Annotated in this window: 20 protein-coding genes and 2 pseudogenes; 4 read left to right on the top strand and 18 right to left on the bottom strand. The window is 69.5% G+C overall.

The genetic code is table 11. The annotated features are described in order from the left end of the window. Positions 1-57: 57 nt before the first annotated feature. The 11 genes and pseudogenes from ACSFBM_RS30840 to ACSFBM_RS30790 form a co-directional block, all read right to left on the bottom strand. Positions 58-1,254: a CMD domain-containing protein gene (locus ACSFBM_RS30840; RefSeq protein ID WP_435487789.1), complete on the bottom strand. Its 1,197-nt coding sequence runs from the start codon at positions 1,252-1,254 to the stop codon at positions 58-60. Beyond that, positions 1,247-2,563 carry an acyl-CoA thioesterase/bile acid-CoA:amino acid N-acyltransferase family protein gene (locus ACSFBM_RS30835; protein WP_435487788.1) on the bottom strand — a complete coding sequence of 439 codons (1,317 nt, stop codon included), beginning with the start codon at positions 2,561-2,563 and terminating at the stop codon, positions 1,247-1,249. The genes ACSFBM_RS30840 and ACSFBM_RS30835 overlap by 8 nt, the downstream gene beginning before the upstream one ends. A gap of 10 nt (positions 2,564-2,573) precedes the next feature. Then, positions 2,574-4,139 carry an ABC transporter substrate-binding protein gene (locus tag ACSFBM_RS30830; RefSeq protein WP_435487787.1) on the bottom strand — a complete coding sequence of 522 codons (1,566 nt, stop codon included), beginning with the start codon at positions 4,137-4,139 and terminating at the stop codon, positions 2,574-2,576. Between the two features lie 43 nt (positions 4,140-4,182). After that, entirely contained in the window at positions 4,183-5,181 is a 999-nt protein-coding gene (locus ACSFBM_RS30825) for an ABC transporter ATP-binding protein (protein WP_435487900.1), read from the bottom strand. Between the two features lie 12 nt (positions 5,182-5,193). Then, positions 5,194-6,246: pseudogene (locus ACSFBM_RS30820) on the bottom strand (ABC transporter ATP-binding protein); the annotation flags it as partial. Then, positions 6,243-7,142 (bottom strand): ABC transporter permease, encoded by a 900-nt coding sequence (locus ACSFBM_RS30815; protein ID WP_435439175.1) that lies wholly within the window; start codon positions 7,140-7,142, stop codon positions 6,243-6,245. The pseudogene ACSFBM_RS30820 and the gene ACSFBM_RS30815, both read right to left, overlap by 4 nt. Beyond that, positions 7,139-8,113, bottom strand: a complete 975-nt coding sequence (locus tag ACSFBM_RS30810; RefSeq protein ID WP_435487786.1) for an ABC transporter permease — start codon at positions 8,111-8,113, stop codon at positions 7,139-7,141. The genes ACSFBM_RS30815 and ACSFBM_RS30810 overlap by 4 nt, the downstream gene beginning before the upstream one ends. Beyond that, positions 8,110-9,633, bottom strand: a complete 1,524-nt coding sequence (locus ACSFBM_RS30805) for a SidA/IucD/PvdA family monooxygenase (RefSeq protein WP_435487785.1) — start codon at positions 9,631-9,633, stop codon at positions 8,110-8,112. Before ACSFBM_RS30805 ends, ACSFBM_RS30810 begins: the two co-directional genes overlap by 4 nt. Positions 9,634-9,644: 11 nt before the next feature. Further along, on the bottom strand, positions 9,645-10,637 hold the full coding sequence (locus ACSFBM_RS30800) for a LysR family transcriptional regulator (RefSeq protein ID WP_435487784.1): 993 nt from the start codon (positions 10,635-10,637) through the stop codon (positions 9,645-9,647). A gap of 123 nt (positions 10,638-10,760) precedes the next feature. Continuing rightward, positions 10,761-12,449, bottom strand: a complete 1,689-nt coding sequence (locus ACSFBM_RS30795) for a cation acetate symporter (RefSeq protein ID WP_435487783.1) — start codon at positions 12,447-12,449, stop codon at positions 10,761-10,763. A 35-nt stretch (positions 12,450-12,484) separates the two neighbouring features. Next, a complete protein-coding gene (locus tag ACSFBM_RS30790) occupies positions 12,485-12,805 on the bottom strand; it encodes a DUF485 domain-containing protein (RefSeq protein ID WP_435487782.1) in 321 nt (106 codons plus the stop codon). Positions 12,806-12,992: 187 nt separating this feature from the next. On the opposite strand from ACSFBM_RS30790, the gene acs reads away from it, so the two are divergent. Then, on the top strand, positions 12,993-14,969 hold the full coding sequence (gene acs, locus ACSFBM_RS30785) for an acetate--CoA ligase (protein ID WP_435487781.1): 1,977 nt from the start codon (positions 12,993-12,995) through the stop codon (positions 14,967-14,969). A gap of 73 nt (positions 14,970-15,042) precedes the next feature. Here acs and ACSFBM_RS30780 read toward each other — a convergent pair whose 3' ends face one another. The 5 genes from ACSFBM_RS30780 to ACSFBM_RS30760 all read right to left on the bottom strand — a co-directional run bounded on the left by ACSFBM_RS30780 (position 15,043) and on the right by ACSFBM_RS30760 (position 19,181). Continuing rightward, positions 15,043-15,603 carry a VOC family protein gene (locus ACSFBM_RS30780; RefSeq protein WP_435487780.1) on the bottom strand — a complete coding sequence of 187 codons (561 nt, stop codon included), beginning with the start codon at positions 15,601-15,603 and terminating at the stop codon, positions 15,043-15,045. A gap of 36 nt (positions 15,604-15,639) precedes the next feature. Further along, a complete protein-coding gene (locus ACSFBM_RS30775) occupies positions 15,640-16,662 on the bottom strand; it encodes a zinc-dependent alcohol dehydrogenase family protein (protein ID WP_435487779.1) in 1,023 nt (340 codons plus the stop codon). 2 nt (positions 16,663-16,664) lie between these two features. Continuing rightward, positions 16,665-17,243, bottom strand: coding sequence for an amino acid synthesis family protein (locus ACSFBM_RS30770; protein ID WP_435487778.1), 579 nt, complete (start codon positions 17,241-17,243; stop codon positions 16,665-16,667). Between the two features lie 40 nt (positions 17,244-17,283). After that, on the bottom strand, positions 17,284-18,255 hold the full coding sequence (locus ACSFBM_RS30765) for a tripartite tricarboxylate transporter substrate binding protein (RefSeq protein ID WP_435487777.1): 972 nt from the start codon (positions 18,253-18,255) through the stop codon (positions 17,284-17,286). A 65-nt stretch (positions 18,256-18,320) separates the two neighbouring features. Beyond that, on the bottom strand, positions 18,321-19,181 hold the full coding sequence (locus tag ACSFBM_RS30760) for a fumarylacetoacetate hydrolase family protein (RefSeq protein WP_435439185.1): 861 nt from the start codon (positions 19,179-19,181) through the stop codon (positions 18,321-18,323). 242 nt (positions 19,182-19,423) lie between these two features. On the opposite strand from ACSFBM_RS30760, the pseudogene ACSFBM_RS30755 reads away from it, so the two are divergent. Continuing rightward, positions 19,424-20,174, top strand: a pseudogene (locus ACSFBM_RS30755) (TerC family protein). A 54-nt stretch (positions 20,175-20,228) separates the two neighbouring features. Here ACSFBM_RS30755 and ACSFBM_RS30750 read toward each other — a convergent pair. Next, entirely contained in the window at positions 20,229-20,954 is a 726-nt protein-coding gene (locus tag ACSFBM_RS30750; RefSeq protein ID WP_435487776.1) for a GntR family transcriptional regulator, read from the bottom strand. 34 nt (positions 20,955-20,988) lie between these two features. On the opposite strand from ACSFBM_RS30750, the gene ACSFBM_RS30745 reads away from it, so the two are divergent. Then, complete coding sequence (locus ACSFBM_RS30745) at positions 20,989-21,576, top strand: NADPH-dependent FMN reductase (RefSeq protein WP_435487775.1); 588 nt, start codon at positions 20,989-20,991, stop codon at positions 21,574-21,576. A gap of 59 nt (positions 21,577-21,635) precedes the next feature. Next, positions 21,636-21,851 (top strand): nuclear transport factor 2 family protein, encoded by a 216-nt coding sequence (locus ACSFBM_RS30740; protein WP_435487774.1) that lies wholly within the window; start codon positions 21,636-21,638, stop codon positions 21,849-21,851. Positions 21,852-21,907: 56 nt separating this feature from the next. Here ACSFBM_RS30740 and nac read toward each other — a convergent pair whose 3' ends face one another. Next, positions 21,908-22,834: a nitrogen assimilation transcriptional regulator NAC gene (nac, locus tag ACSFBM_RS30735; RefSeq protein ID WP_435487773.1), complete on the bottom strand. Its 927-nt coding sequence runs from the start codon at positions 22,832-22,834 to the stop codon at positions 21,908-21,910. Between the last annotated feature and the right edge of the window lie 27 nt (positions 22,835-22,861).

Raw genomic sequence — 22,861 nt, 5'->3', positions numbered from 1 at the left:
TCACCGCTTGGCGAACTGGAGGCAGGGCCGTGATGCGATCGCGGTGCAGGCGAGCGTTCAGCCACGCGCAGGAAACACCGGCTCGCCCAGGTTCAGCATCAAACGGTTGGCCCACGCGAAGATCGCCACCGCATGCACGGTGTCCAGGATCTCGAGCGGCGTGAGGCCGGCGGCACGCACGGCCTGCAGTTGCGCCGCGCGGAAGCCGCCCGGCTCGCGCGTGAGCGCGATCGACAGCTGCACGATGGCGCGTTCGCGGGCCGTGGTGCCGGCCGTTTCAGGGTCGGTGAAAACCTGCGCGATCACGTCGTTGCGCCGCGCCAGCTGCTCGAAGCGCTGCGCATGCACCGAGGCGCAGTACACGCAGCCGTTGACGCGCGACACCACCGCGCTGGCCAGCTCGCGCTCGGCGCGCGACAGGCCGCCCGGTGCGTACATGATGGCGTTGAACACCGTGGCGCGCTCCTGCAGGATGCGCGGCTGGTGCACCAGCAGCAGGTAGTAGTCGGAGCTGCGCGCCTTCGGGTGGCTGCCGTCGAGCACCCGCACCTGCTCGGGCGAGGCCTGCGCCAGGTCGATCACCGGCAGCCAGGCCTTCCAGCCCAGCGTCTCGCTGGTGTAGCCGTCGATGCGCAGCGGCTCGCCCGGCGGCGGCAGGTTGGCCGGGTGGACGAAGGGCGCCGCCTGGTCGTCCACGACCGGTGCGGCGCCGCCGCCGTCGTCACCGAGGGCGGCCAGCGCCTGCAGGCCCGCGACCACACGCACCTGGTAGGCCACGAAGGCGATCAGCTGCGCCAGCGCCACCACCTCGGGCGTCGACAGGCCGGCGGCGGGCAGCTTCAGCAGCGCCTCGCGGTCGCCCTCCACGGGACGGTTGGTCAGCGTGCGCGTGAACGCAAGCACCGCCTGCAGCCGCGGCTCAGCGCCGAGCGCTTCGACCGGCGCGCCGTCGGCCGCCGCCTGCTGCGCCGCACTCAGCGGCGCCAGCGCATCGAGCCGCGCGCGGTAGTGCGCCTGCAGCGCGGCGCTGCCCGCGCTGCGCGCGATGGCGTGGGTGGCCAGCAGCCGCTCGGCCAGCGGCGGGCCCGACAACTGCGGATCGAACAAGGCGTCGTAGCTGCCCTGCGTGGCAGCCACCACCTTGTCGCGCTGGTGGCGCACCGCATGCGCAGCGCTGCCGGCGGCCAGCGGCACGCAGGCGTCCACGAGGTCGGCAATGTCGGCGAGATCGGCGGAAGGGCTTGAATCAGTCATGGGCGTTGTCTCCGAAGGATGTGTTGCGTGCGGCCACGGCCTGCTGCAGGAAGCGCAGCACGCCCTGCCAGGAGGCCTCGTCCGCATGCGCGTTGTTCGCGGGCGTGCCGCCCGAGGTGCTGCGCCGGCCCGACACCGGATGCGCATAGCCGAGCTGCGTGGTCGGCACATAGGGAAACAGGATCGAATGGCCCGCGCCCTCGAAATCGAGGTGCTCCACCGCGTGCGGATGCGCGAACTGCGCGAGGCGCTCAGCCACCATGCGGCTGTACAGGCTCGACGGCCAGGAGCCGTCGTCGGTGGCCGACAGCAGCATCACCGGGCCGCTTATCTGCTCGACCTTGATGCGCGCGCGTTCCACGGCTTCGGGGTCCTGCAGCGCGGTCAAGAGCGCATCGGCATGGCGGCGCGGCTCCGGGCCTTCGTCCCAGGGCGCCCAGGTGGCCGTGCGGTTGTGCTCCCACACATGCGGCAGCGGCTGCCCACGGAAGATCCAGGCCGGGCCCTCGCGGCCGAGCGCCGGGTCGCAGGCGTTCTGCGCGCAATGCACCACGGCGCCAGGCACGTAGCCGACAACGGCCGAGACCGATTCCGGAAACAGCGTGCCCAGCAGCAGCACCAGCTCACCGCCGCGCGACTGGCCGCTCAGCGCGACGAAGCCCTGCGCCGGTTGCACCGTGCGATGCAGCCAGGCCAGCGCGGTCTCGAAGTATTCGAGCTTGGTGTTCGAGATGTAGTCCGACAGGCCCGGCGCCTTGAAGTACGCGAGCGCAAAGGCCGCATAGCCGTGCGAGGCGTACAGCGCGGCGCGCGGCTCGTTGATGCCGCCACCGGAGCCGTTCAGGATCATCACGGCCGGATGCGGCCCCGGACCGGCGGGCAGGTAGAGCGTGCCGACCAGGCCTTCTTCGCGCACCTCGGTGCGTGTCACGCCCTGCCCCGCCAGGCGCTGGACGAAGCCGCCATGCATTTCGCTCGCATCGCCGACGCGGCGCACGGTGATGTCGGTGCGCAGCGCAACGCCCGGCTCGGCACGGAACTGCTCGCGCGCACCAGGTGTGTCTGGCACCTGGGACCAGACCAGGCCCATTGCCGACACGCCTTGGTAGCTGCCCGAGAGCGGCGCGTCGCGTTGCAGGTCGACGGTGCCCTGCGCATCTGCCACGAAACTCGCCGATGCGCGCCAGGGCACGGCCGCGCCGCGCAGGGTGATGCTCGCGATCTCGATCTGCTCGCCCGGCGCCAGCCCTTCGACCGCGATGCGCCGCGGCACGTCGATCAGCGCGTCCTCCGGCGTGATGCTCAGCATGTGCGCACCCTCACTTGAGCCTGGTGACCTGCATCGCCGTCGTGCGGTCGCTCAGCAGCGGCTCGACCTTCAGGCCCTTCTTCGCGGCCCAGATGTTCTGGTAGTGGTACAGCGGGATCTGGCCCACGTCGTCGGTCACCAGCTTGGCCGCGTGGCGGAAGATGGCTTCGCGGCGCTTGGCATCGAACTCGACGGTGGCGGCGTCCAGCGCCTTGTCGACCGACTCGTTGCTGTAGCGGCCCCAGTTGTTCGAGCCGCGCCCGCGCTTGGCGTCGGGCGTGGTCAGGGTCTGCAGCAGGCCGTAGCCGGCCTCGCCGGTGCCGTTGCCCCAGGCGATCACGCTGACCGCAAAGTCGTTCTTGTTCGCGCGGCTGGAGTACACGGCCCACGGCACCACCTCGACCTTGGTCTTCACGCCGATGCGGCTCCAGAACTGCGCCACGGCCTGCACCGTCTCGGGCGCCTGCGGGTAGCGGTCGCCCGGCACGTGGATCGCAATCTGGAAGCCCTGCGGAAAACCGGCCTCGGCCAGCAGCTTCTTCGCCTGCTCGGGGTTGTAGGCGATGGCGGGCACTTCGGGGTTGTAGCCGAAGCTGTTCTTGGGCATCCACTGGTTGGCTTCGGTCACCGTGCCCTGCAGCACCCGGTCGACGATGGCCTTGCGGTTGATCGACAGCGACAGCGCCTGGCGCACGCGCACGTCGAGCAGCGGATTCTTCTCCAGCGGCTTGCCTGCGTTGTCGGTGATGAACTCGTTGGGGCCCGCCTTGAAGCTCGGCTGCAGCAGCAGCACGCGCAGGCCCGGGTAGGTGTAGACGCTGACCTTCGGGTCCTTGCGCAGCTTCTCGACGTCGGTGACGGCCACCTTGTCGATCACGTCCACGTCGCCGGCCAGCAGCGCCGCGGTGCGTGCCGCGCCGTTGTTGATGAAGCGGTAGTTGACCTTCTCCCACAGCGGCTTGGGGCCGTAGTAGCCGGGGTTGCGCTCGAACACCGTGCGGTCGCCCGGCACGTAGGAGACGAACTTGTAGGGGCCGGTGCCGACCACGGCGCGGCCCGCGTTGTAGTCCTCGGTTTTCGACTTCTCGCCCACGTGCTTGCTCACGATGTAGATCGACGCGATCTCCAGCGGCAGCATCGGGTTGGGCGTGTTGGTCTTGATGATGAGCGTGGCCGGGTCCTTGGCGGTGGCGGACTCCACCGAGCGCAGCGCACCCGAATAAGAGGCCACGCTGCCCGGCACGTTGCGCGCGCGCTGGAAGGAGTACACGATGTCCTCGGCCGTGAAGGGCGTGCCGTCCTGCCACTTGATGTCGGTGCGCAGCTTGAACTCCCAGGTCTTGTCGTCCAGCGTCTTCCAGCTCGACGCGAGCGCGGGTTCCAGCTTGCCGCCGTCGCGCGAGTTGACGACCGAGTCCCAGAAATGCAGCGCGAGCGACCGGTCGCCCGCATGGTTGTTGAGCTGCGGGTCGACCGAGGAGATCGGGTCGGCGAAGCCGATGGACAGCGTCTGGGCCGAGGCACCGACGCCGGTGGCGAGCAGCGTGGCGGCAACGATGGGAAGCAGGCGGTTCATGAAAAATCCTTTGGCGAAAACACGGGGCGGTAGAAGCAGGAAGTCAGTTCGCGTCGTACAGGTGGCACGCGGTTTCGTGCCGTATCGCGATGCCGCGCAGCTGCGGCGCCTCGGTACTGCAGCGCGGCATCGCCTGCGGACATCGCGGATGGAAGTGGCAGCCCGTGGGTGGCGCGATGGGGCTCGGAATCTCGCCGCGAATGGCGCTGAAGGTGGTGCGCCGCGCCTCGATGCTCGGAATCTCGGCCAGCAGCGCCTGCGTGTATGGATGGGCGGGCCGGGCGAACAGCTCGGCCACCGGTGCGCTTTCCACCACGCGGCCCAGGTACATCACGACCACGCGGTCGCACAGGTGCTCGATCACGCCCAGGTCGTGGCTGATGAAGAGGTACGCCAGCCCGAGCTGGTCGCGCAGGTCCATGAAGAGGTTGAGGATCTGCGCCTGGATCGACACGTCCAGCGCGGCCACCGCCTCGTCGCACACCAGCATCGAGGGCTGCACCGCGAGCGCGCGTGCGATGCCGATGCGCTGGCGCTGGCCGCCGCTGAATTGGTGCGGGTAGCGATGGCGCAGCGCGGGGTCGAGCCCCGCGCGCCGCAGCTGGGCGCTCACGTAGTCGTCCTGCCCGGCGGCATCGGTCAGGCCGTGCAGCAGCGCGGCCTCGCCCACGATGCGCGAGACACGCAGGCGCGGGTTCAGGCTCGCATACGGGTCTTGGAACACCATCTGGATGCGCAGCCGCGCCGCGAGTTGCTCCTCGGCCGACAGGCTGGCCACCGGCTTGCCGCCGACGATCACCTCGCCCTCGGTCGGCGTGAGCAGGCCCGCGGCGATGCGGCCCAGCGTCGACTTGCCGCAGCCCGATTCGCCGACCAGCCCGACCACCTCGCCCGGCCGCACCGACAGGTCGACACCGTCGACCGCGTGCGTGACCACCGGCGGCTTTCTCAGGCCGATGCTGCGCAGCGTGCGGCCCACCGCGCCGGGCGGCGGCGTGGCGCCGAAGCGCTGCGCGACCTGGCGCAGTTCGATCAGCGGCACATCGTGTTCCTGTGCGGGGGCGCGCGCCGCGGCGGGGAGTGCTGCCGGCACGGCAGGCGCCAGCTTGCCGCGCTGCGGATGAAAGCAGCGCACCTCGTGCCACGGCGCATCGTGCCGCGGGCGCGACACATCGGGCCGCTGCTCGCAGGCCGCGTCCGCATGCGGGCAGCGCGGCGCGAAAGCGCAACCGGCCGGCATGTCGAGCAGGCTCGGCGTCATGCCCTGGATCTGCCGCAGCCGTGCGCCGCGCGCGTTGGCGCTCGGCAGGCTGTCGATCAGCCCGCGCGTGTACGGATGCTGCGGGTGGTCGAGCACGTCGGCCACCGTGCCGTGCTCGACAATGCGCCCGGCATACATCACGGCAATCTCGTCGGCCAGGCTCGCCACCACCGAGAGGTCGTGGCTGATCCAGATGAGCGAAGTGCCGGTCTCGCGCACCAGCTTCTGCACTTCCGAGAGGATCTGCGCCTGGATCGTCACGTCCAGCGCCGTGGTGGGCTCGTCCGCGATGATCAGGTCGGGTCCGTGCAGCATCGCAATGGCGATCGCCACGCGCTGGCGCATGCCGCCCGACAGCTGGTGCGGATAGGCGCGCAGCCGCTCCTCGGGGCTGGGAATGCCCATGCGGCCCAGCGTGTCGCGCGCATGGCGGCGCGCCTCCTCGGTGGAAACGCGCTGGTGCGCCTTCACCGCCTCGATCATCTGCGTGTCGACCCGCAGCACCGGATTGAGCGTGGCCATCGGGTCCTGGAAGATCATCGCGATGCGGTTGCCGCGCAGCTCGCGCCGCTCGGTGGCCGGCAGCTGCGTGAGCTCGCGGCCCTGGAACAGCACCTGCCCGCCCTCGACTTTTCCGGGCGGATCGACCAGGCCCATGATCGAGAAGCCGGTCACCGACTTGCCCGAGCCCGACTCGCCCACCAGGCCCAGCACCTTGCCACGCCCGAGCGTGAAAGACACGCCGTCGACCACCGGCAGCACGCCGGCGCGCGTGTGGAAGCGCGTTTGCAGGTTGCGCACTTCAAGCGTAGGCACCTCGAGGTCTTGCACGGGTACTGCGCTCATTTCTGCAACCTCGGGTTCAGCACGTCGCGCAACTGGTCGCCCACCAGGTTGATCGCGACGATGGCGGCCAGCAGGGCGACGCCGGGGAAGAAGCTGATCCAGTACTCGTTGGACAGCAGGTACTGGTAGCCGTTGGAGATCAGCAGCCCGAGCGATGGCTCGGTGATCGGCACGCCCAGCCCCAGGAACGACAGCGTGGCCTCCAGCGTGATGGCGCGCGCGATCTGCAGCGCGCCGATCACCAGCAGCGGCGGCAGGCAGTTCGGCAGGATGTGGCCGGTGACGATGCGCCAGCGCGCAATGCCCTGCCCGCGCGCCGCGTCCACATATTCGCGGCGCGCCTCGACCAGCGCCTGGCCGCGCGCCGTGCGCGCGTAGTAGGCCCATTCGAGCAGCACCAACGTGAGCATCACGTTGCCCACGCCCTTGCCGACGTAGGCCAGGATCATCAGCGCCATCAGGATGGTGGGGAACGACAGCAGCAGGTCGACCAGCCGCATCAGCAGCGCGTCGACCTTGCCGCCGGCATAGGCGGCAATGAGGCCGACCAGCGTGCCGACCACCGCGGCGATCAGCGCCGAGCCCACGCCCACCGTCAGGCTGATGCGCAGCCCGTACACAATGGCCGAGTACAGGTCGCGGCCCTGCCCGTCGGTGCCCAGCCAGTAGGTGTAGCCGCCCTCGCTGCTGTGGGAGCCCGGTGGCAGGCGCGCGTCGAGCACGTCGAGCTGCAGCAGGTCGTAGGGGTTCTGCGGCGTGATCCAGGGCGCGAGCAGCGCGGCCAGCACCACGACGGCGAGCAGCACCAGCCCGCCGACGGCGATGCGCGAATGCAGGAAGTCGGCGGCCACGCGCCACCAGATCGAGCGTTCGTCGTAGCTTTTGGCTGCGCTCATTTCGCACCTTCCAGCCGCACGCGCGGGTCGAGCAATTTGTAGAGCAGGTCGACGATGAGGTTCAGCGTCACGAAGATCACGACGACCACCATCAGGTAGGCCACCACCACCGGCCGGTCGAGCGAATTGATGCTGTCCAGGATCAGCTTGCCCGCCCCCGGCCAGGCGAAGATGGTCTCGGTGACCACCGCATAGGCGATGGTCGCGCCCAGCTCCAGCCCCAGCACCGTGACCAGCGGGATCATGGTGTTGCGCAGCACGTGCATCAGCACCACGCGCGTGGGCGTCAGGCCCTTGGCGCGCGCGAACTTCACGTAGTCCTGCGGCAGCACCTCGCGCACCCCGGCGCGCGTGAGCCGCAGCACCAGAGATATCTTGAAGAGCGCCAGGTTGAACGCCGGCAGCAGCAGGTGCTGCCAGCCGTCGAGCGTGAGCCAGGACCACTGCACGCCGAACAGCTCCCGCGTGGCGCCGCGCCCGCTGGCGGGCAGCCAGCCGAGTTGCACGCTGAACACCATGATCAGCATCAGCGCCACCCAGAACGCCGGCAGCGAGAAGCCGACGATGCTGGTCGCCATGAGCGTGCGCGACACCGGATGCTCGGGCTTCATGCCTGCAAAGAGCCCCAGCGGCACGCCCACCACGATGGCCATCAGCAGCGCCGCGAAGGCCAGCTCCATGGTGGCGGGCAGGCGCTGCAGGATGAGGCGCACGGCGTCTTCCTGGTAGACGAAACTGCGGCCCAGGCTGCCATGCAGCGCGCCGTCCACGAAGGCCAGGTACTGGCGCCACAGCGGCTGGTCGAGCCCGAGCCGGGCGATGGCGGCCAGGCGCTCCTGCTGGTTCATGTCCTCGCCGATGAGGATGTCGATCGGGTTGCCGATGGCATGCAGGCCGACGAAGACGATCAGCGTCATCGCCACCACCACGAGCAGCGCCTGCAGCAGCCGGCGCAGCAGCCAGCCGGTCACGGCGTCACCTCGCGGCCGGGCGCGGCATCATGTTCGACGGGCTCGCTGTAAGGCGGCAGTGCCGAGGGCGTCCATTCGTCGCCGTCGAGCTCGGGTTCGGCATAGCGCTGCATGGCGGCGAAGTGGTGGTCGGCGTCCTCGCTCAGCAGCTTCGCCGCAAGGCCGCGCGCCAGGCGCTGGGCGCCGTCGGTGATCTGCGGAATGTCTCCGGCCGCGGCGCCGTGCGAGAGCGAGGCCGCGTAGTTGAAGCAGTGCACGCGCTCCAGGCCGGGGCAGGCGCCGGGCGTCTTCGGCTGGAACTCGAAGAGGGGCCCGAGGTCCGGCGATTCCGCGAGTTCGCTGTCGGCGGTGCCTTCGGGCGGCGTGAAGCGGTCCTGCCAAACGCGCACCTGCGACGAAAAAGCAGCGAACTCGGGCCGCAGCGCCCAGTCGGTCCGAAAGCCCGTGCTGAACACGACGAAGTCCGCCGCCAGCGGGCCCTTGGCCGTGTCCAGGCGCAGCGCACCGTCGGCGCGCTGGGCAGCACCCCGCACCGGCGTGCCGAGCTGGAAGTGCGCGTTCGCATGGCGCGACACCCGCAGCGTGCTGCCGTGCGGCGGCGGCACCTGCTGCACGTTGATGTAGTGGCGCATGCGCCATTTCCACTCGTCCGGCAGTTGCCAGAAGCCGTGGACCATGCCCGGGTTGCCGGCGCCCTTGCCCTTGTTGACGCGCGGCAGGTCGGCGCGGCGGATCAGCAGGTCGACGCGCGCGGCGCCGGCCTCGAGCGCGGTCGCGGCGGCGTCCATGGCCGAGGCACCGCCGCCGACCACCGCGACGCGTTTTCCGCGCAGGCTCGCGGCGTCCCAGCGTTCGGACGAATGGGCCCAGCGGTCGCGCGGCAGCGAAGCCGCCCAGTCGGGCACCCAGGCGCCGCCCAGGCCGTCGCGGCCGGTCGCAAGCACCACATGGCGCGCCTGCACGCTGTACGGCTTGCCCCCGGCGGCGAGGTCGGCCAGGTCGAGCTGCACCACGCCGTCGGCGCGGGGCAGCACCGCCCTCACCTGCTGGTCATTGCGCACGTCGAGGCCGAGCACACGGCGGTACCAGCGCAGGTACTCGGCCCACTGCAGGCGCGGGATCTTGTCGAGCGCGTCCCAGGCCGCGAGGCCCCACTGCGCCTCGAACCAGGCGCGAAAGGTCAGCGCCGGCAGGCCCAGCGCCGGGCCGGTGAGTTCCTTGGGCGAGCGCAGCGTTTCCATGCGCGCGGTGGTGGCCCAGGGGCCTTCGAAACCGGCGGGCGACCGGTCGTAGATGCGGGCGTGCAGGCCCAGGTGCGTGAGCGTGGCCAGCAGCGCCAGGCCTGCCATGCCGCCGCCGACGATGGCCACGTCGAGCGGCGCCTCGCCTTGCGCCGGGTTCGACGGCACCCAGCGTTTGGCCGGAAGGCCGAGCCACGACAGGTCTTGCCGCAGGCGCGCCTCGAGGGCGGCCAGGCCGATGGGCGCGGCCGTGAGAGGTTGTTCGGTGGGGGCGTTCATCGCAGGGTTTTTCAGGAAGGGCTGTCGTCGCCGGCCACGGCATCGCCGTCATCGCCGTACAGGGTGCGCAGCAGCGCGGCATGGGCCGACGCGTCGTGCTGCACGAAATGTGGCAGTGCGCGGGCGGCGGCCAGCAGCGCGTCGATCAGCGCGCGCACCGGCGGCGTGATCGGCTTGGCCTGCGGCGTGACCACGCCGAAGACGAAGGGAATGTTCGTATCGAGCGGCCGCACGGCCAGGCCTTCGAGCGGCGCGCCGCAGGCGGTCAGCGGCTCCAGCACCGCCACGCCCAGGCCGGCGCGCGCCAGCGCCTGCGCATTGACCGAGGAGTTGGTCTCGATCAGCGCTTCCCTGCGCGCCGGGCTGTGGCCGGCGCGTGCCAGCGTCGCGTCGAGCCGGTGGCGCAGGCGGAAGGGGTTGCTCATGGTGATCAGGCGGCGCTGCGCCAGCGCCGCCAGCGGCACCACCGCGTGCGCGGCGAGCGGGTCGTCCTGCGGCAGCACCGCCACGCATGGCATCTCGCCGATCCAGTGCACCTCGAGGCCACGGTGCTCCAGCGGCAGGCTGCTTGCGCCGAGCTGCACCGCGCCGCTGAGCACCGCATGCACCACCTGTTCGGGCGAGGCGCTGCGCAACTGGATGGGCACGGCGCCGGCCTGCGCCTCCACGCGCCGCAGCGCCTGCGGAAGCAGCCCGAGCGCCAGCGCGGAGGTGGCCGCCAGCAACAGCGGCTGCGAATTGCCGCGCGCGATTTCGGCCGCGCGCAGGTGAATCTGCTGGAGGCTGCCCAGCGCGCGGTCGACGTCCTCATAGAGCAGAAACCCCTGCTCGGTGGGCGTCACGCGGGGGCCGTGGCGGGTGAACAGCGCGTAGCCGATCTCGGCTTCCAGTTCCTGCACCAGGCGGGAAACCGCGGGCTGGGAACGCGACAGCAACCGCGCAGCGCCGGTGACGCTGCCGGTCGACATGACGGCAGCAAAGGCCTCAAGCTGCCGGAGTTCCATCGGTTTTAGTATCCATTTTCATGATCATGAGGCATTGATCATGTAAATGGCAAATACTTCCTCCTCATAAGCTTAGGCGGGCCCGTTCCATCGGGCGCAAGCCACGCGCCCGCCCGCAGCGGCTCAGTGGCCGCTGGCGCCATGGGCGCCGATGCCGGTCTCCGAGCGCACCTGCTGGGCCAGGAAGCCGTCGCGGTCCACCTTGGCGCGCCCGCTGCCGTCCAGCACCGAGAACAGCCAGATGCCCGCGAACGCGATGCTCATCGAGAACAGGCACGGCGACGTGTACGGGAACGGCGACGAGCCCGCCGCATGGCCGAGCGTGGCCTCCCACACCGAGGGCGAGAGCACCGTCAGCCCCACCGACGACACCAGGCCGAGGAAGCCGCCGATCACCGCGCCGCGCGTGGTGCAGCCCTTCCAGAGCACCGACATGAAGAGCACCGGGAAGTTGGCCGACGCCGCGATCGCAAAGGCCAGCGACACCATGAAGGCGATGTTCTGCTTCTCGAACACGATGCCCAGCACCACCGCCAGCGCGCCCAGCGCCAGCGTGGTGGTCTTGGACACGCGCAGTTCCGCCGCACTGCCCGCGTCGCCCTTCTTGATGACCGTGGCATACAGGTCGTGCGAGACGGCCGAGGCGCCCGACAGGGTGAGCCCGGCCACCACCGCCAGGATAGTGGCGAACGCCACGGCCGAGATGAAGCCCAGGAACACGTTGCCGCCCACCGCGTTGGCCAGGTGCACCGCCGCCATGTTGCCGCCGCCCTTGAGCACGCCGTTGGCGTCGAGGAAGTCGGGGTTGGTCAGCACGAACGTGATGGCGCCGAAGCCGATGATGAAGGTCAGCAAGTAGAAATAGCCGATCCAGCCCGTGGCCCACATGACCGACTTGCGTGCCTCCTTGGCGCTGGGCACGGTGAAGAAGCGCATCAGGATGTGCGGCAACCCGGCGGTGCCGAACATGAGCGCCATGCCGAAGGAAATTGCCGAGATCGGGTCCTTCACGAAATTGCCCGGCCCCATGATCGACTGGCCGATGCTGGCCGCCACCTGGGCGGTCTTGCCGTCCTTGAGCGCCAGGTCGGTCTTGACCTTCACCGCGCCGGCGAACATCGCCTCGGGGCTGAAGCCGAAGTGCCACAGCACCGAGAGCGCCATGAAGCTCGCGCCGCCCAGCAGCAGCCCGGCCTTGATGATCTGCACCCAGGTAGTGGCGGTCATGCCGCCGAACAGCACGTAGACCATCATGAGCGAACCCACGATGACCACCGCGATCCAGTACTCCAGCCCGAACAGCAGCTTGATCAGCTGGCCCGCGCCCACCATCTGCGCGATGAGGTAGAAGGCCACCACCACCAGCGTGCCCGAGGCCGCGAAGATGCGCACCGGCGCCTGCTTGAAGCGAAAGGCCGCCACGTCCGCGAAGGTGAACTTGCCGAGGTTGCGCAGCCGCTCGGCCATCAGGAAGGTGATGACCGGCCAGCCCACCAGGAAGCCGATGGAATAGATCAGGCCGTCGTAGCCGGTGGCCATCACCGCGGCCGAGATGCCGAGGAACGATGCCGCCGACATGTAGTCGCCCGCAATGGCCAGGCCGTTCTGGAAGCCCGTGATGCCGCCTCCGGCCGTATAGAAGTCCGCCGCCGAGCGCGTGCGCGCGGCGGCCCACTTGGTGATGAAGAGCGTGCCCACCACGAACAGCCCGAACATGCCGATCGCGGTCCAGTTGGTGGGCTGGCGCTGCAGCTGGCCAAGGTCGGCGCCTGCGGCGAGCGCGCCCGCCGACATGGTGCAAGCAGCGAGCACCAGTGCGGCGCTCCGGAAAAGACAGCGAAGGTTGTTCACTTCTTGGCTCCCGGCTTCACAGACTTGACCACGGCGTCGGACAGCGTGTCGAACTCGGCATTGGCGCGGCGCACGTAGTAGCCGGTGATGGCCACCGTGAAGAGGATCACGCCGAAGCCGATCGGCATGCCCAGCGTCATCACGCCGTCGCCGACGCGCCGCGCAAGAAGCTCCTTGTCGAACGCGACCAGCAGCACGAAGCCGTAGTACACGACGAGCATCAGCAGCGCGAGCGACCAGCCGAAGCGGTTGCGGCGCCGCTTGAGCTGTATGTATTGGGGATGCGCGGCGATGCGCGCGACCAGATCGTCTTCCATGGTGTCTCCTTGAAGGGGGGTGGGCGTATTAAGGGGCCAGGCAGCGCACCCGGGCTTGCGCTGGCGCAAGCTTTGCCACGCGGCCATGGGCCACCATGCGCTCACGCCAGCCCACGTCCATCCCTTTGTGCCTGCGCGCGCCTGCGGCGTCACGGCGTGCTCCCGCAACCCCCGAAAGACCCGAGACATGAACGCTCCCGACCTGATGCCCAAGCTGCCCACCTACGCGCCGCCCGCGGCGCTCGCCCGCACCGCGCATGTCGCAGGCCGCGCCGCCTACGACGCCCTGGTGGCCGAGGCCGACGCCGACTACGAGGGCTACTGGGCCCGCCTCGCGCGCGAATTCGTCGGCTGGAAAACCCCCTTTTCGACGGTGCTCGACGAGAGCTGCGCGCCCTTCTACCGATGGTTCGAGGACGGCACGCTCAACGTCTCGTGGAACTGCCTGGACCGCCAGGTGGCAGCCGGGCGCGGCGAGAAGACGGCCATCGTCTTCGAGTCCGATGACGGCAACGTCACCCGCACGACCTATGCGCAACTGCTCGCGCAGACCTGCCGCATGGCCAATGCGCTGAAGGCGCGCGGCGTGAAGAAGGGCGACCGCGTGGTCATCTACATGCCGATGTCGGTCGAGGGCGTGGTGGCGATGCAGGCCTGCGCACGGTTGGGCGCGGTGCATTCGGTGGTGTTCGGCGGCTTCTCGGCGCATGCGCTGCGCGACCGCATCGCGGACACGGGCGCGGCGGTGGTCATCACCGCCGACCAGCAGGTGCGCGCCGGCAAGCACCTGCCGCTGAAGGCCATGGTCGACGAGGCGATCGCACTGGGCGGCTGCGAGGCCGTGCAGACGGTGATCGTCTACCGCCGCACCGGCGGGCCCGTCGCATGGACGCCGCGCGACGTGTGGATGCACGAGATCGCCGAGGCACAGAGCGACAGTTGCGAACCCGAATGGGTGGGTGCCGAGCACCCGCTCTTCCTGCTCTACACCTCGGGCTCCACCGGCAAGCCCAAGGGCGTTCAGCACTGCAGCGGTGGCTACCTGCTGCATGCGGCGGTCACGACGAAATGGACCTTCGACCTGCACGACGACGACGTGTTCTGGTGCACCGCGGACATCGGCTGGGTCACCGGCCACACCTACATCGCCTACGGCCCGCTGGCCATCGGCGCCACCGAGGTGGTGTTCGAGGGCGTGCCGACCTACCCCGACGCCGGACGCTTCTGGCAGATGATCGAGCGGCACAAGGTCACGGCGTTCTACACCGCGCCCACCGCCATCCGCTCGCTCATCAAGGCGGCCGAGGGCAACGCCGCCGTGCACCCCGACCGCTACGACCTGCGCAGCCTGCGCGTGCTGGGCTCTGTGGGCGAGCCGATCAACCCGGCCGCGTGGGAGTGGTACCGCCTGCACGTGGGCGGCGGGCGCTGCCCGGTGCTCGACACCTGGTGGCAGACCGAAACCGGCGGCCACATGATCACGCCGCTGCCGGGCGCCACCGACCTGGTGCCGGGCTCCTGCACCCTGCCCTTCCCGGGCATCGCCGCGGCCATCGTCGACGAGACCGGCAACGACGTGCCCCACGGCGAGAGCGGCCTGCTGGTCATCAAGAAGCCCTGGCCGAGCATGATCCGCGCGGTCTGGGGGGACGACGCGCGCTACCGCTCGAGCTACTACCCGCAGGAGCTGCGCGGCTACTACCTGGCCGGCGACGGCGCCGCGCGCGATGCCCTCACCGGCTACTTCACCATTGGCGGGCGCATCGACGACGTGCTGAACGTGAGCGGCCACCGCATGGGCACCATGGAGATCGAGTCGGCGCTGGTGGCCTGCACCGCGCTGGTGGCCGAGGCGGCGGTGGTCGGGCGGCCCGACGACACCACCGGCGAGGCGATCTGCGCGTTCGTGGTGCTCAAGCAGACGCGCCCGGTGGGTGCCGAAGCGGACCGCCTGGCCGCGGAGTTGCGCGCCTGGATCGGCAAGGAAATCGGTCCCATCGCCAAGCCCCGCGACATCCGCTTTGCCGACAACCTGCCCAAGACGCGCAGCGGCAAGATCATGCGCCGCCTGCTGCGCTCGGTGGCCAAGGGCGAGGCGATCACGCAGGACGTGTCGACGCTGGAGAACCCGGCCATCCTCGATCAGTTGACCGAGGCGCATTGAGGACACGGGCCGCGCGGCGCGGCGCGGCGCCGGCAAGGAACATCTCCAAGGCGCGCCGAACCGTGGATCGAGCTCAGCCGCCCGGCGTTCGCAGTGCCGCGCTGCGCTGTGCGAAACCCGCGGCCCATTCTTCGGCCGGCATGAAGCTGGGATCGGACCTGACGACACGTTCGGTCTGCACCCAGATCGCCTGGTCGGCGTCTTCCAGGTCCAGCGGATCGCCGTGGGGCTGGCTCACGTACCACGGCGTGTCGAGGTAGACCTCGACCGTGTTGTCCTCCGGGTCCATGCAATAGATGGAGAGCGCGTTGCCGTGGTTCAGGCCGCGCATCTTCGTCGCGCCCAGCGACAGCGCGCGCCGGCGCGCCTCGCGCAGGTGGTCGATGGTCTGGACCTTGAAGGACAGCTGCATCACGGTGCTGGGCGCGTCGGCCCCGCGGCCGCCGGCCAGCACCAGCTGGTGGTGCTGGTCGTCGCGCCCGCTCAGGAACACCAGCTCGTAGCGGAAGGTGCCGCCCACGCCGCGGTCGGTTTCCTGCATGTCGAACACGCCGGTATAGAAGTGCTTCATCACGGCCAGGTCTCGGCAGAAGATGCCGCAGTGCGACAGGTTGGGAATGTAGGGGGCGTTCAAGGCGGCCTCTGCAGGGTTCGGTGAGTGAGGTGGTGTTCAGGGAATCAGGACGAGCTTGCCGAGCGAGCCGCCACGGTCGAGCAGTTCGTGCGCGTGCCGTGCCTCGGCCAGCGGCATGCGGGTGGCACGCGGCGCGCGCACCTGGCCTGCCGCCATCAGCGCGATGGCCTCCTCCATCAGCCCGCGACGCTGCGCGATGTCGCCGTCGACGGTGTGGATCGAGAAGGTGCGGATCGCCAGGCTCCTGCCCAGCAGCTTGCGCAGTTCGTCGAAGACGTCACCCGCGGGCGGACCCGCGAGGATGTTGTAGGAGACCGCCATGCCGAAGGGCGCCAGCGACCGCAGGCAGGCGATGAAGAGCGCCCCGCCCACGTGGTCGAACGCCAGGTCGGCGCCGCGCCCGCCGGTCAGCGCCATCACGCGCTCGGGCAGCGTCGCGGGATCTGCGTCGATGACCTCGCTCGCGCCGTTCTCCAGCGCGAAGGCGCGCTTCTCGTGCGACGAAGCCGTGCCGATCACGCGCAGCCCGCGCGCACGCGCGACCTGCGCCAGCGCGGTCGCCACGCCGCCCGCCGCGCCGGGCAACAGCACGGTCTGCGCCGGCAGGTTCCCGTTGCTCGCCAGCAAGGCAATGGCGAGCTGGAAGTTGCCCAGGCTCACGGCGTCCTCGAAACCGAGCGCCGCCGGCAGCACGAAGGGTGCCGCTTCGCCCACGCAGATGCATTCGGCGTAGCAGCCGCCGCGCTGCGCGAGCTCGCGCGCGCTCACGAGCACGCGGTCGCCCACCGCGAGCCGGGTGACGCCGGCACCGAGCGCATCGACCGTTCCCGCCATCTCGTTGCCGGGAATGGCCGGCAGCGGCGGCATCCACTTGTAGGTGCCGTTGCGAATGAGCACGTCCGGCCCGCCTGCACCGATCGCGGCCGCCTTGACGCGCACCTGCCCCGGGCCCGGCACGGGCAACGGCAGCTCGACCAGCCGAAGCACCTCGGGGCCGCCCGTCTCGGACAGCTGCACGGCGCGCATGGTGTTCACACGGTTCATTTCTTGGGAGGTCATGCTCAGCGCTGCCCGTCGTTCACGGACACCTTGTCCTTGGTCAGGCCGCCCAGGCGCGAGTGGATGCGCCCGCCGTCGGCCATCACCAGCGCGAACAGGATCTCGTCGGGCCGCGGCGCGTCCTGGATGCCGACTTCGACGGTGTTGAAGTGGCTGCGCACGTAGGCCGCGTGGATGTAGTGCAGCGGCACCATCAGCCGGTAGCCGGTGGCGGCCACCGCCTTGGCCGCGGGCACGATGGCCTTGGGCTCGCCGAGCACCTGGCGCATGGCCCAGCCGCCCGCCTCGTGCCAGACCGCGCCGTGCTCCAGCTCGCCGTTCACCCCGACGATGGCCGCCTTGCTGTAGGCCTCGACGTTGCCCTTGCCCAGCGTGGCCACGAGTTCCTCGGCCAGCAAGGTGCCCAGGCTGCGCAGTTCCGCCATGAACGGCATCAGGTCGGGCTCGTAGCGCCCGGCGTAGGGGTTGCGAATGACCGCGCACGCGGCGGCGATGCGCAGCGGCTTGTCGGGCGGCGGGCCGCCCTCGTGGAAAACGGTCTCTACGGTCAGGCTTCGCTTGCGCAGCGCGATCAGTGACATGTCAGGGTTCCTTCGCTTGTTCGGTCGTTCGGTCGTTCGTTCATTGCCTGGGAATCTTTGCATCGGCGACCACCTGGGTCCACTTCTCGAGTTCCCGGGTGACCATCGCCTTCATCTCTTCGGGCGTGCTGCCGCGCGGCTCGCCGCCCATGTCCTCGAGCCGCTGGCGCACCAGCGGCGACTGCAGTGCGTGCAGGGTCTCGGCGTTGAGCCGATCGACGATGGCGCGCGGCGTGCCCGCCGGCGCCAGCACGCCTGCCCACGAGCGCACGTCATACCCCGCCACGCCCTGCTCCGCCACCGTCGGCACCTTGGGCAGGCCGGGCCAGCGCTGCGGCCCCGTCGTCGCCACGGCCCGCAGCCTGCCGGCCTGGATGTTCGACACCACCGCCGTCGGCGGCGCGATGATGAAAGGCACCTCGCCGCCGAGCAGCGCGGTCACGGCGGCGGCGTCACCCCGGTACGGTACGTGCATCAACGACACGCCGGCCATCTTCGTGAGCAACTCGCCCGCCAGGTGGTGCGTGGAACCGATGCCGGCCGTGCCGTAGGCCACCGTGCCCGGCGCGGCCCTGGCCGACGCGATGAGTTCGGCCAGCCCCTGCACCTTCGAATTGGCGTTGACGACGATCAGGAACGGAAAGTAGGTGACGGTGGATACGGCTTCGAAGTCGCCCACCGTCTTGTAGGGCAGCGTGTTGTACAGCGCCCCGGCCACGGCATGTCCGCCGGTGGCCAGCAGCAGCGTGTAGCCGTCGGGCTTGGCGCGCGCCACGGTGGCCGCCGCGATGGTGCCGCCCGCACCGGCCTGCGCCTCCACCACGACGGGTTGGCCGAGCGCCTTGCCCATCTCGACGCCGATGGCCCGGGCGATCGCGTCGGCGTTGCCGCCCGGCGCAAAGCCCTGGTAGAGCTTGACCGGGCGCTCCGGGTAGCCCTGTGCGAGGGCCTGCAAGGCGGGCCATGCGGCGGCCGTCGCCGCGCACGCGGCGAGAAGGGTTCTTCGTTTCACGTTTGTCTCCAGAGGCGGCGCCGTTTGCGGGCGTCTCGCACGATGCGGGGGCGAAAGGCGGGCGCTCAGTCCTGCGCCACGACCGGGTTGCGCAACAGGCCGATGGCTTCGATCTCGACTTCGACCACGTCGCCCGGCTTCATGAAGCGCGGCGGCTTCTTGCTCCAGCCCACGCCGGCCGGCGTGCCGGTGATGACGACGTCGCCCGGCACCAGCGTGAAGATGGTGGACGCATAGGCGATGAGCCGCGGGATCGAAAAGATCATGTGGCCCGTGTGGCTGGACTGCACCACCTCGCCGTTCAGGCGCGTCTCGAGCTTGAGCTCGCGACCCGGCGCAATCTCGTCGGCCGTGACCATCCACGGGCCGAAGGCGCCGGTCGACTCGAAGTTCTTGCCCGAGGCGATCTGCTTGGCATGGAACTGCCACTCGCGCACGCTGGCGTCGTTGTAGCAGCTGTAGCCGGCCACGTGCTTCCAGGCGTCGCCCTCCTGGATGTCGCGCCCGCCCTGGCCGATGATCACCGCCAGCTCGCCTTCCCAGTCGAGCGATTCGGACACGCGGGGGCGGACGATCGGGCCTTGGTGCGGCGTCTGCGAGCGCCACACGCGCAGGAAGATCGGCGGCTGCTCGGAGAGCTCGCGCTGCATGCCCGCGGCCAGCACCTCCTGGTGGTGGTCCATGTAGTTGCGCACGGCGCAGACGATCTTCTCGGGCTTCGGAATCACCGGCAGGTAGTGCACGTCGGACAGCGGCACGTCGGCCGCAAGCCCCGCGACCAGGGCATCGCGTCGCGCGAAGTCGGGGCTGGCGATGAAGTCGAGCAGCGTGGCGTGGCCGGTGCGCGCAGCCAGTTCGACAACGCCGCCGTCGACGACGGCGCCCCAGGTTTCGCGGCCGGCGAGTGAATAGGACATCAGTTTCATGCGTTGCTTCTTTCGAGTGGGAGACGTTGCAGGCCGGGCCGCCTGCGACCCGTCGAATGCACAGATTAATGCATGAAGGTATTTTTGTGCATAAAACTTATTTGATGCATAGTGGTTTTTACCGAGGCCATGGTGGGCGCCAGCGGGCGATGCGAACGCGAAGTCCGGGCTGCAGATACCGTAGAGTTGCGCGTGCAACACCGATCGTTGCGTCCTCGCACTGCCGTTACCGAAAGACCTCAATGCTTGAACTGCTGACCGATCCTCAGGCCTGGATCGCCTTTGCCACGTTGACCGCGCTGGGAGCTCGTGCTGGGCATCGACAACATCATCTTCATCTCCATCCTGGTCGACAAACTGCCGCCCGCCCAGCGCGAGTTCGCGCGGCGGGCGGGCCTGTTCATGGCCATGTTCATGCGCATCGGGCTGCTGCTGGTGCTGGCCTGGATCGTCGGCCTGGTCACGCCGCTCTTCTCGCTGCTCGGGCAGGAGATTTCGGGCCGCGACCTGATCCTGATCCTGGGCGGGCTGTTCCTGATCTGGAAGAGCACCACCGAGGTCCATCAGTCGCTGGAAGGCGAGCACACGCAGAAGTCCAGCGCCGTCAAGGCGACCCTGGCCTCCGTGCTGCTGCAGATCATGGTGATCGACCTGGTGTTCTCGCTGGACTCGATCATCACGGCGGTCGGCATGGTGGACGACGTGCGCATCATGATTGCCGCGGTCATCGTGTCCGTGGTGCTGATGATGGTGTTCGCCGGCCCGATCGGGCGCTTCGTCTCGAACCACCCCACCATCAAGATGCTGGCGCTGTCGTTCCTGGTGGTGGTGGGCGTCGTGCTCGTGGCGGAGGGCTTCGAGCACCATGTGCCCAAGGGCTACGTGTACTTCGCAATGGCCTTCTCGCTGACCGTGGAGATGCTCAACATCCGCATGCGCAAGAAATCGGCCCAGCGCGTGGCGCTGAATCCGCCCCACATGCCGGGGAGCTGAGCCGGGCGGCCGAAGCACCCGGCCCGGTGTCGCATCCGGCGTTGCCGGACTGCGCTAGCTTTTGCCGGCGCGTTCGGCGGCGGTGCCCAGCACCGCCATCACGTTGCGCTCGGTGCTGAGGATGTGTTCTTCCAGCAGTGCGCAGGCCGTTTTCGTGTCGCGTCGCAAGGTGGCATCCATGAGCTTGCGGTGCTCGTTCGACTTGCGCCGCGCCGTCTTGCGAAAGCGCGCGGAGTAGCGGCGGTAGCGCTCCGCCTGGTCGAACAGGCTGGCGCTCCAGGTGCGCATGCGCTCCGACGGACAGGCCGCCAGCAGCGCCGCATGGAACGCCGTGTGCACCTGGGTCCAGTCGTCGTCGAGCACGACCGGCCCGTCGCCGATGCGGCCCTCCACTTTCTCGAGGCGGTGGAAGGCGCCGACCACCAGCGCCTCCCACGCGTCGTCGCCGTTCGCGATGGATTCGCGAAGCGCCGGCACGTCGAGCATGACGCGCATGCGGCTGATGTCCGCAAGATCCTCCGGCGAGATGTCAGCCACCCGGAAGCCGCGGCGTTCGTCGGCACGGATCAGCCCTTCCTGCGCCAGGCGGCTGAGCGCCTCACGCAACGGACTGCTGGAAAAACCGTAGGCCGTCTGCAGTTCGTCGAGCTTGAGCTTTGCACCCGCGCCGTAGGTGCCCGAAAGCACGTCCTGGCGCAACCGCATGAAGGCCTGGTCGACGAGCGGAAGCGCGCGTTCGGCGGCTGGGTCTTTTTTGTACATGGTTTCGATTTTATGCATAAACTCGCCTCGCAAAAAACAGGAGACCAGTGCCTTGCAGAACCACAACCACCCCACCACGCGACTCGTCGCCATCTCCGGCAGCATCCGCCGGGCCTCGAACTGCACCGCCGTGCTGCGCAGCCTGCAGCCGCTGTTGCCGCCCGAGGTCGAACTGCAGCTGGTCCCGCTGGACGACATTCCGCCCTACAACGCGGACCTCGACGGCGACACGCCGCCCGAGCCCGTGGCGCGGCTCAAGCGCGCCATCGCCGAGGCCGACGGCCTCGTGCTGTGCTCGCCCGAATACAACTACGGCATGCCCGGCGTGCTGAAGAACGCCATCGACTGGGCCTCGAGGCCGGGCTTCGCGTCGCCGCTCAAGGGCAAGCCGGCGCTCGTCATGACGGCGTCGCCCGGCACTGCGGGCGGCGTGCGGGCGCAGGTGCAGATCCGCGATGCGCTGGCCGCCACGCTCGCGCGCCCGCTGGTGCGCCCGCACGTGGCCATTGCCAGCGTGGCCTCGCGCATCCAGGACGGCAGGCTGGTCGATGTGCCGACGCTGGACTTCATCCGCGCAGCGCTCGCAGAGCTGCTCGACGAGATCGCGATGCTCGCCGCCGTCCGCCAGCGGCAGGCCTGAGTCCACGGCACGGGAGCGCCCTGCCGCGCGAAAGCTACTTCCGCTCGGGCGGCACGCACGTGACCTACCAGCAGATCGAACGGTCTGAGCTGAAGGTGCAGGTGCTGGGCACCTCGGCACCGATGACCGGGCGGCAGTTGCTCGTGGCCGTGCGCAAGGACGGCAGCGGCACGGTGCGCATCGACTCGCGCGTCATGCAGGTGTGGACACAGCACGAGGGCGGCTGGCGGCAGCTGGCGTTTCAGACCACGCCGCTGGAGATGAGCATCACCTGAAGAGAAAGTACGCAGGCGGGTGTTCAGAGGTGGTGGCCCGCAAGCAAGCCGCGCCGCTAATGAACCGTGTGCATCCCACCGCCCAGCTCCAGGCGGTTGACCAATTCCATCAGGATGCCCTTGACGACCTGCGCGGGTTCCGACAGGGGCAGGTGATCCGAAGCGCAGAGCGCCAACGGAATCTCGATGTGCGGCGACACCAGCCGCCCGACATCGACGGATGCCGTGGCAGCAACGGAACGTGCCAGGGACACGGGCAGGATCGTCGCGCCCACGCCCGAGGCGACGGCAGCGGACAGCGTGCTCGACGACTCCATCTCCGCCACCACGCGCGGAATCATCCTGGCCGAAGCAAAGGCCCGGTTCACACTGCGGCGCAGCTGGTTGTCGATGCTGGGCAGGAGCAGGTCCACGTCGCGCAGATCGGCCAGTGCGAGTTCGTCGCGCTCGATGCGCAGCATGCCGTGGCATGCCACCACGCACAGGTCCTCGGTGAGCAGGGGATCGAACGCCAGGCCTCGCACCCCATGTTCGCCGCCGTAGAGCACGGCCATGTCCATGAGGCCGTTTCGCACGACGTCGCACAGCGTGGTGCCGAAGTTCTCGTTGATGTGCAGCATGAGCTGCGGGTGGCGCTCCTGCACCGTCTGCAACAGCGGCAGCGCCAGGCCCGAAGCGGCGGTGCCGGGTGCCAGCCCCACGGACACCTGCCCCACCAGGCTTCGCCCGGCATTGACGACATCGGCACGCGCCTGCTCGAACTGGCGCAGGATGAGTTGCGCATGGCGGTACAGCACCATGCCGGCTTCGGTGGGCACCACGCCCTTCTGCGTGCGCAGCAGCAGGCGCTGGTTGAACTCGCCTTCGAGCGTGGCCAGCTGCTGGCTCAGCGCGGGTTGCGCGACGTGCAGCACCTCCGACGCTTGCGTGAGGCTGCCCACGTCGACGATCTTCACGAAATACTTCAACCGCCTGAGGTTCACCGGATCTCCGTTGTCTTTCTGTTCTAT

Origin of the sequence: Variovorax pasteuri, assembly GCF_051216435.1 — a bacterium.
GTDB lineage: Bacteria > Pseudomonadota > Gammaproteobacteria > Burkholderiales > Burkholderiaceae_C > Variovorax.
This window is presented reverse-complemented; position numbering and strand designations above follow the sequence as displayed.

What these genes read in the sequence shown, in the direction of transcription:
- ACSFBM_RS30840 (WP_435487789.1), bottom strand. Translation starts at nt 1,254, where the DNA reads ATGACTGATTCAAGCCCTTCCGCCGATCTCGCCGACATTGCCGACCTC.
- ACSFBM_RS30835 (WP_435487788.1), bottom strand. Translation starts at nt 2,563, where the DNA reads ATGCTGAGCATCACGCCGGAGGACGCGCTGATCGACGTGCCGCGGCGC.
- ACSFBM_RS30830 (WP_435487787.1), bottom strand. Translation starts at nt 4,139, where the DNA reads ATGAACCGCCTGCTTCCCATCGTTGCCGCCACGCTGCTCGCCACCGGC.
- ACSFBM_RS30815 (WP_435439175.1), bottom strand. Translation starts at nt 7,142, where the DNA reads ATGAGCGCAGCCAAAAGCTACGACGAACGCTCGATCTGGTGGCGCGTG.
- ACSFBM_RS30805 (WP_435487785.1), bottom strand. Translation starts at nt 9,633, where the DNA reads ATGAACGCCCCCACCGAACAACCTCTCACGGCCGCGCCCATCGGCCTG.
- ACSFBM_RS30800 (WP_435487784.1), bottom strand. Translation starts at nt 10,637, where the DNA reads ATGGAACTCCGGCAGCTTGAGGCCTTTGCTGCCGTCATGTCGACCGGC.
- ACSFBM_RS30790 (WP_435487782.1), bottom strand. Translation starts at nt 12,805, where the DNA reads ATGGAAGACGATCTGGTCGCGCGCATCGCCGCGCATCCCCAATACATA.
- acs (WP_435487781.1), top strand. Translation starts at nt 12,993, where the DNA reads ATGAACGCTCCCGACCTGATGCCCAAGCTGCCCACCTACGCGCCGCCC.
- ACSFBM_RS30775 (WP_435487779.1), bottom strand. Translation starts at nt 16,662, where the DNA reads ATGACCTCCCAAGAAATGAACCGTGTGAACACCATGCGCGCCGTGCAG.
- ACSFBM_RS30770 (WP_435487778.1), bottom strand. Translation starts at nt 17,243, where the DNA reads ATGTCACTGATCGCGCTGCGCAAGCGAAGCCTGACCGTAGAGACCGTT.
- ACSFBM_RS30760 (WP_435439185.1), bottom strand. Translation starts at nt 19,181, where the DNA reads ATGAAACTGATGTCCTATTCACTCGCCGGCCGCGAAACCTGGGGCGCC.
- ACSFBM_RS30750 (WP_435487776.1), bottom strand. Translation starts at nt 20,954, where the DNA reads ATGCATAAAATCGAAACCATGTACAAAAAAGACCCAGCCGCCGAACGC.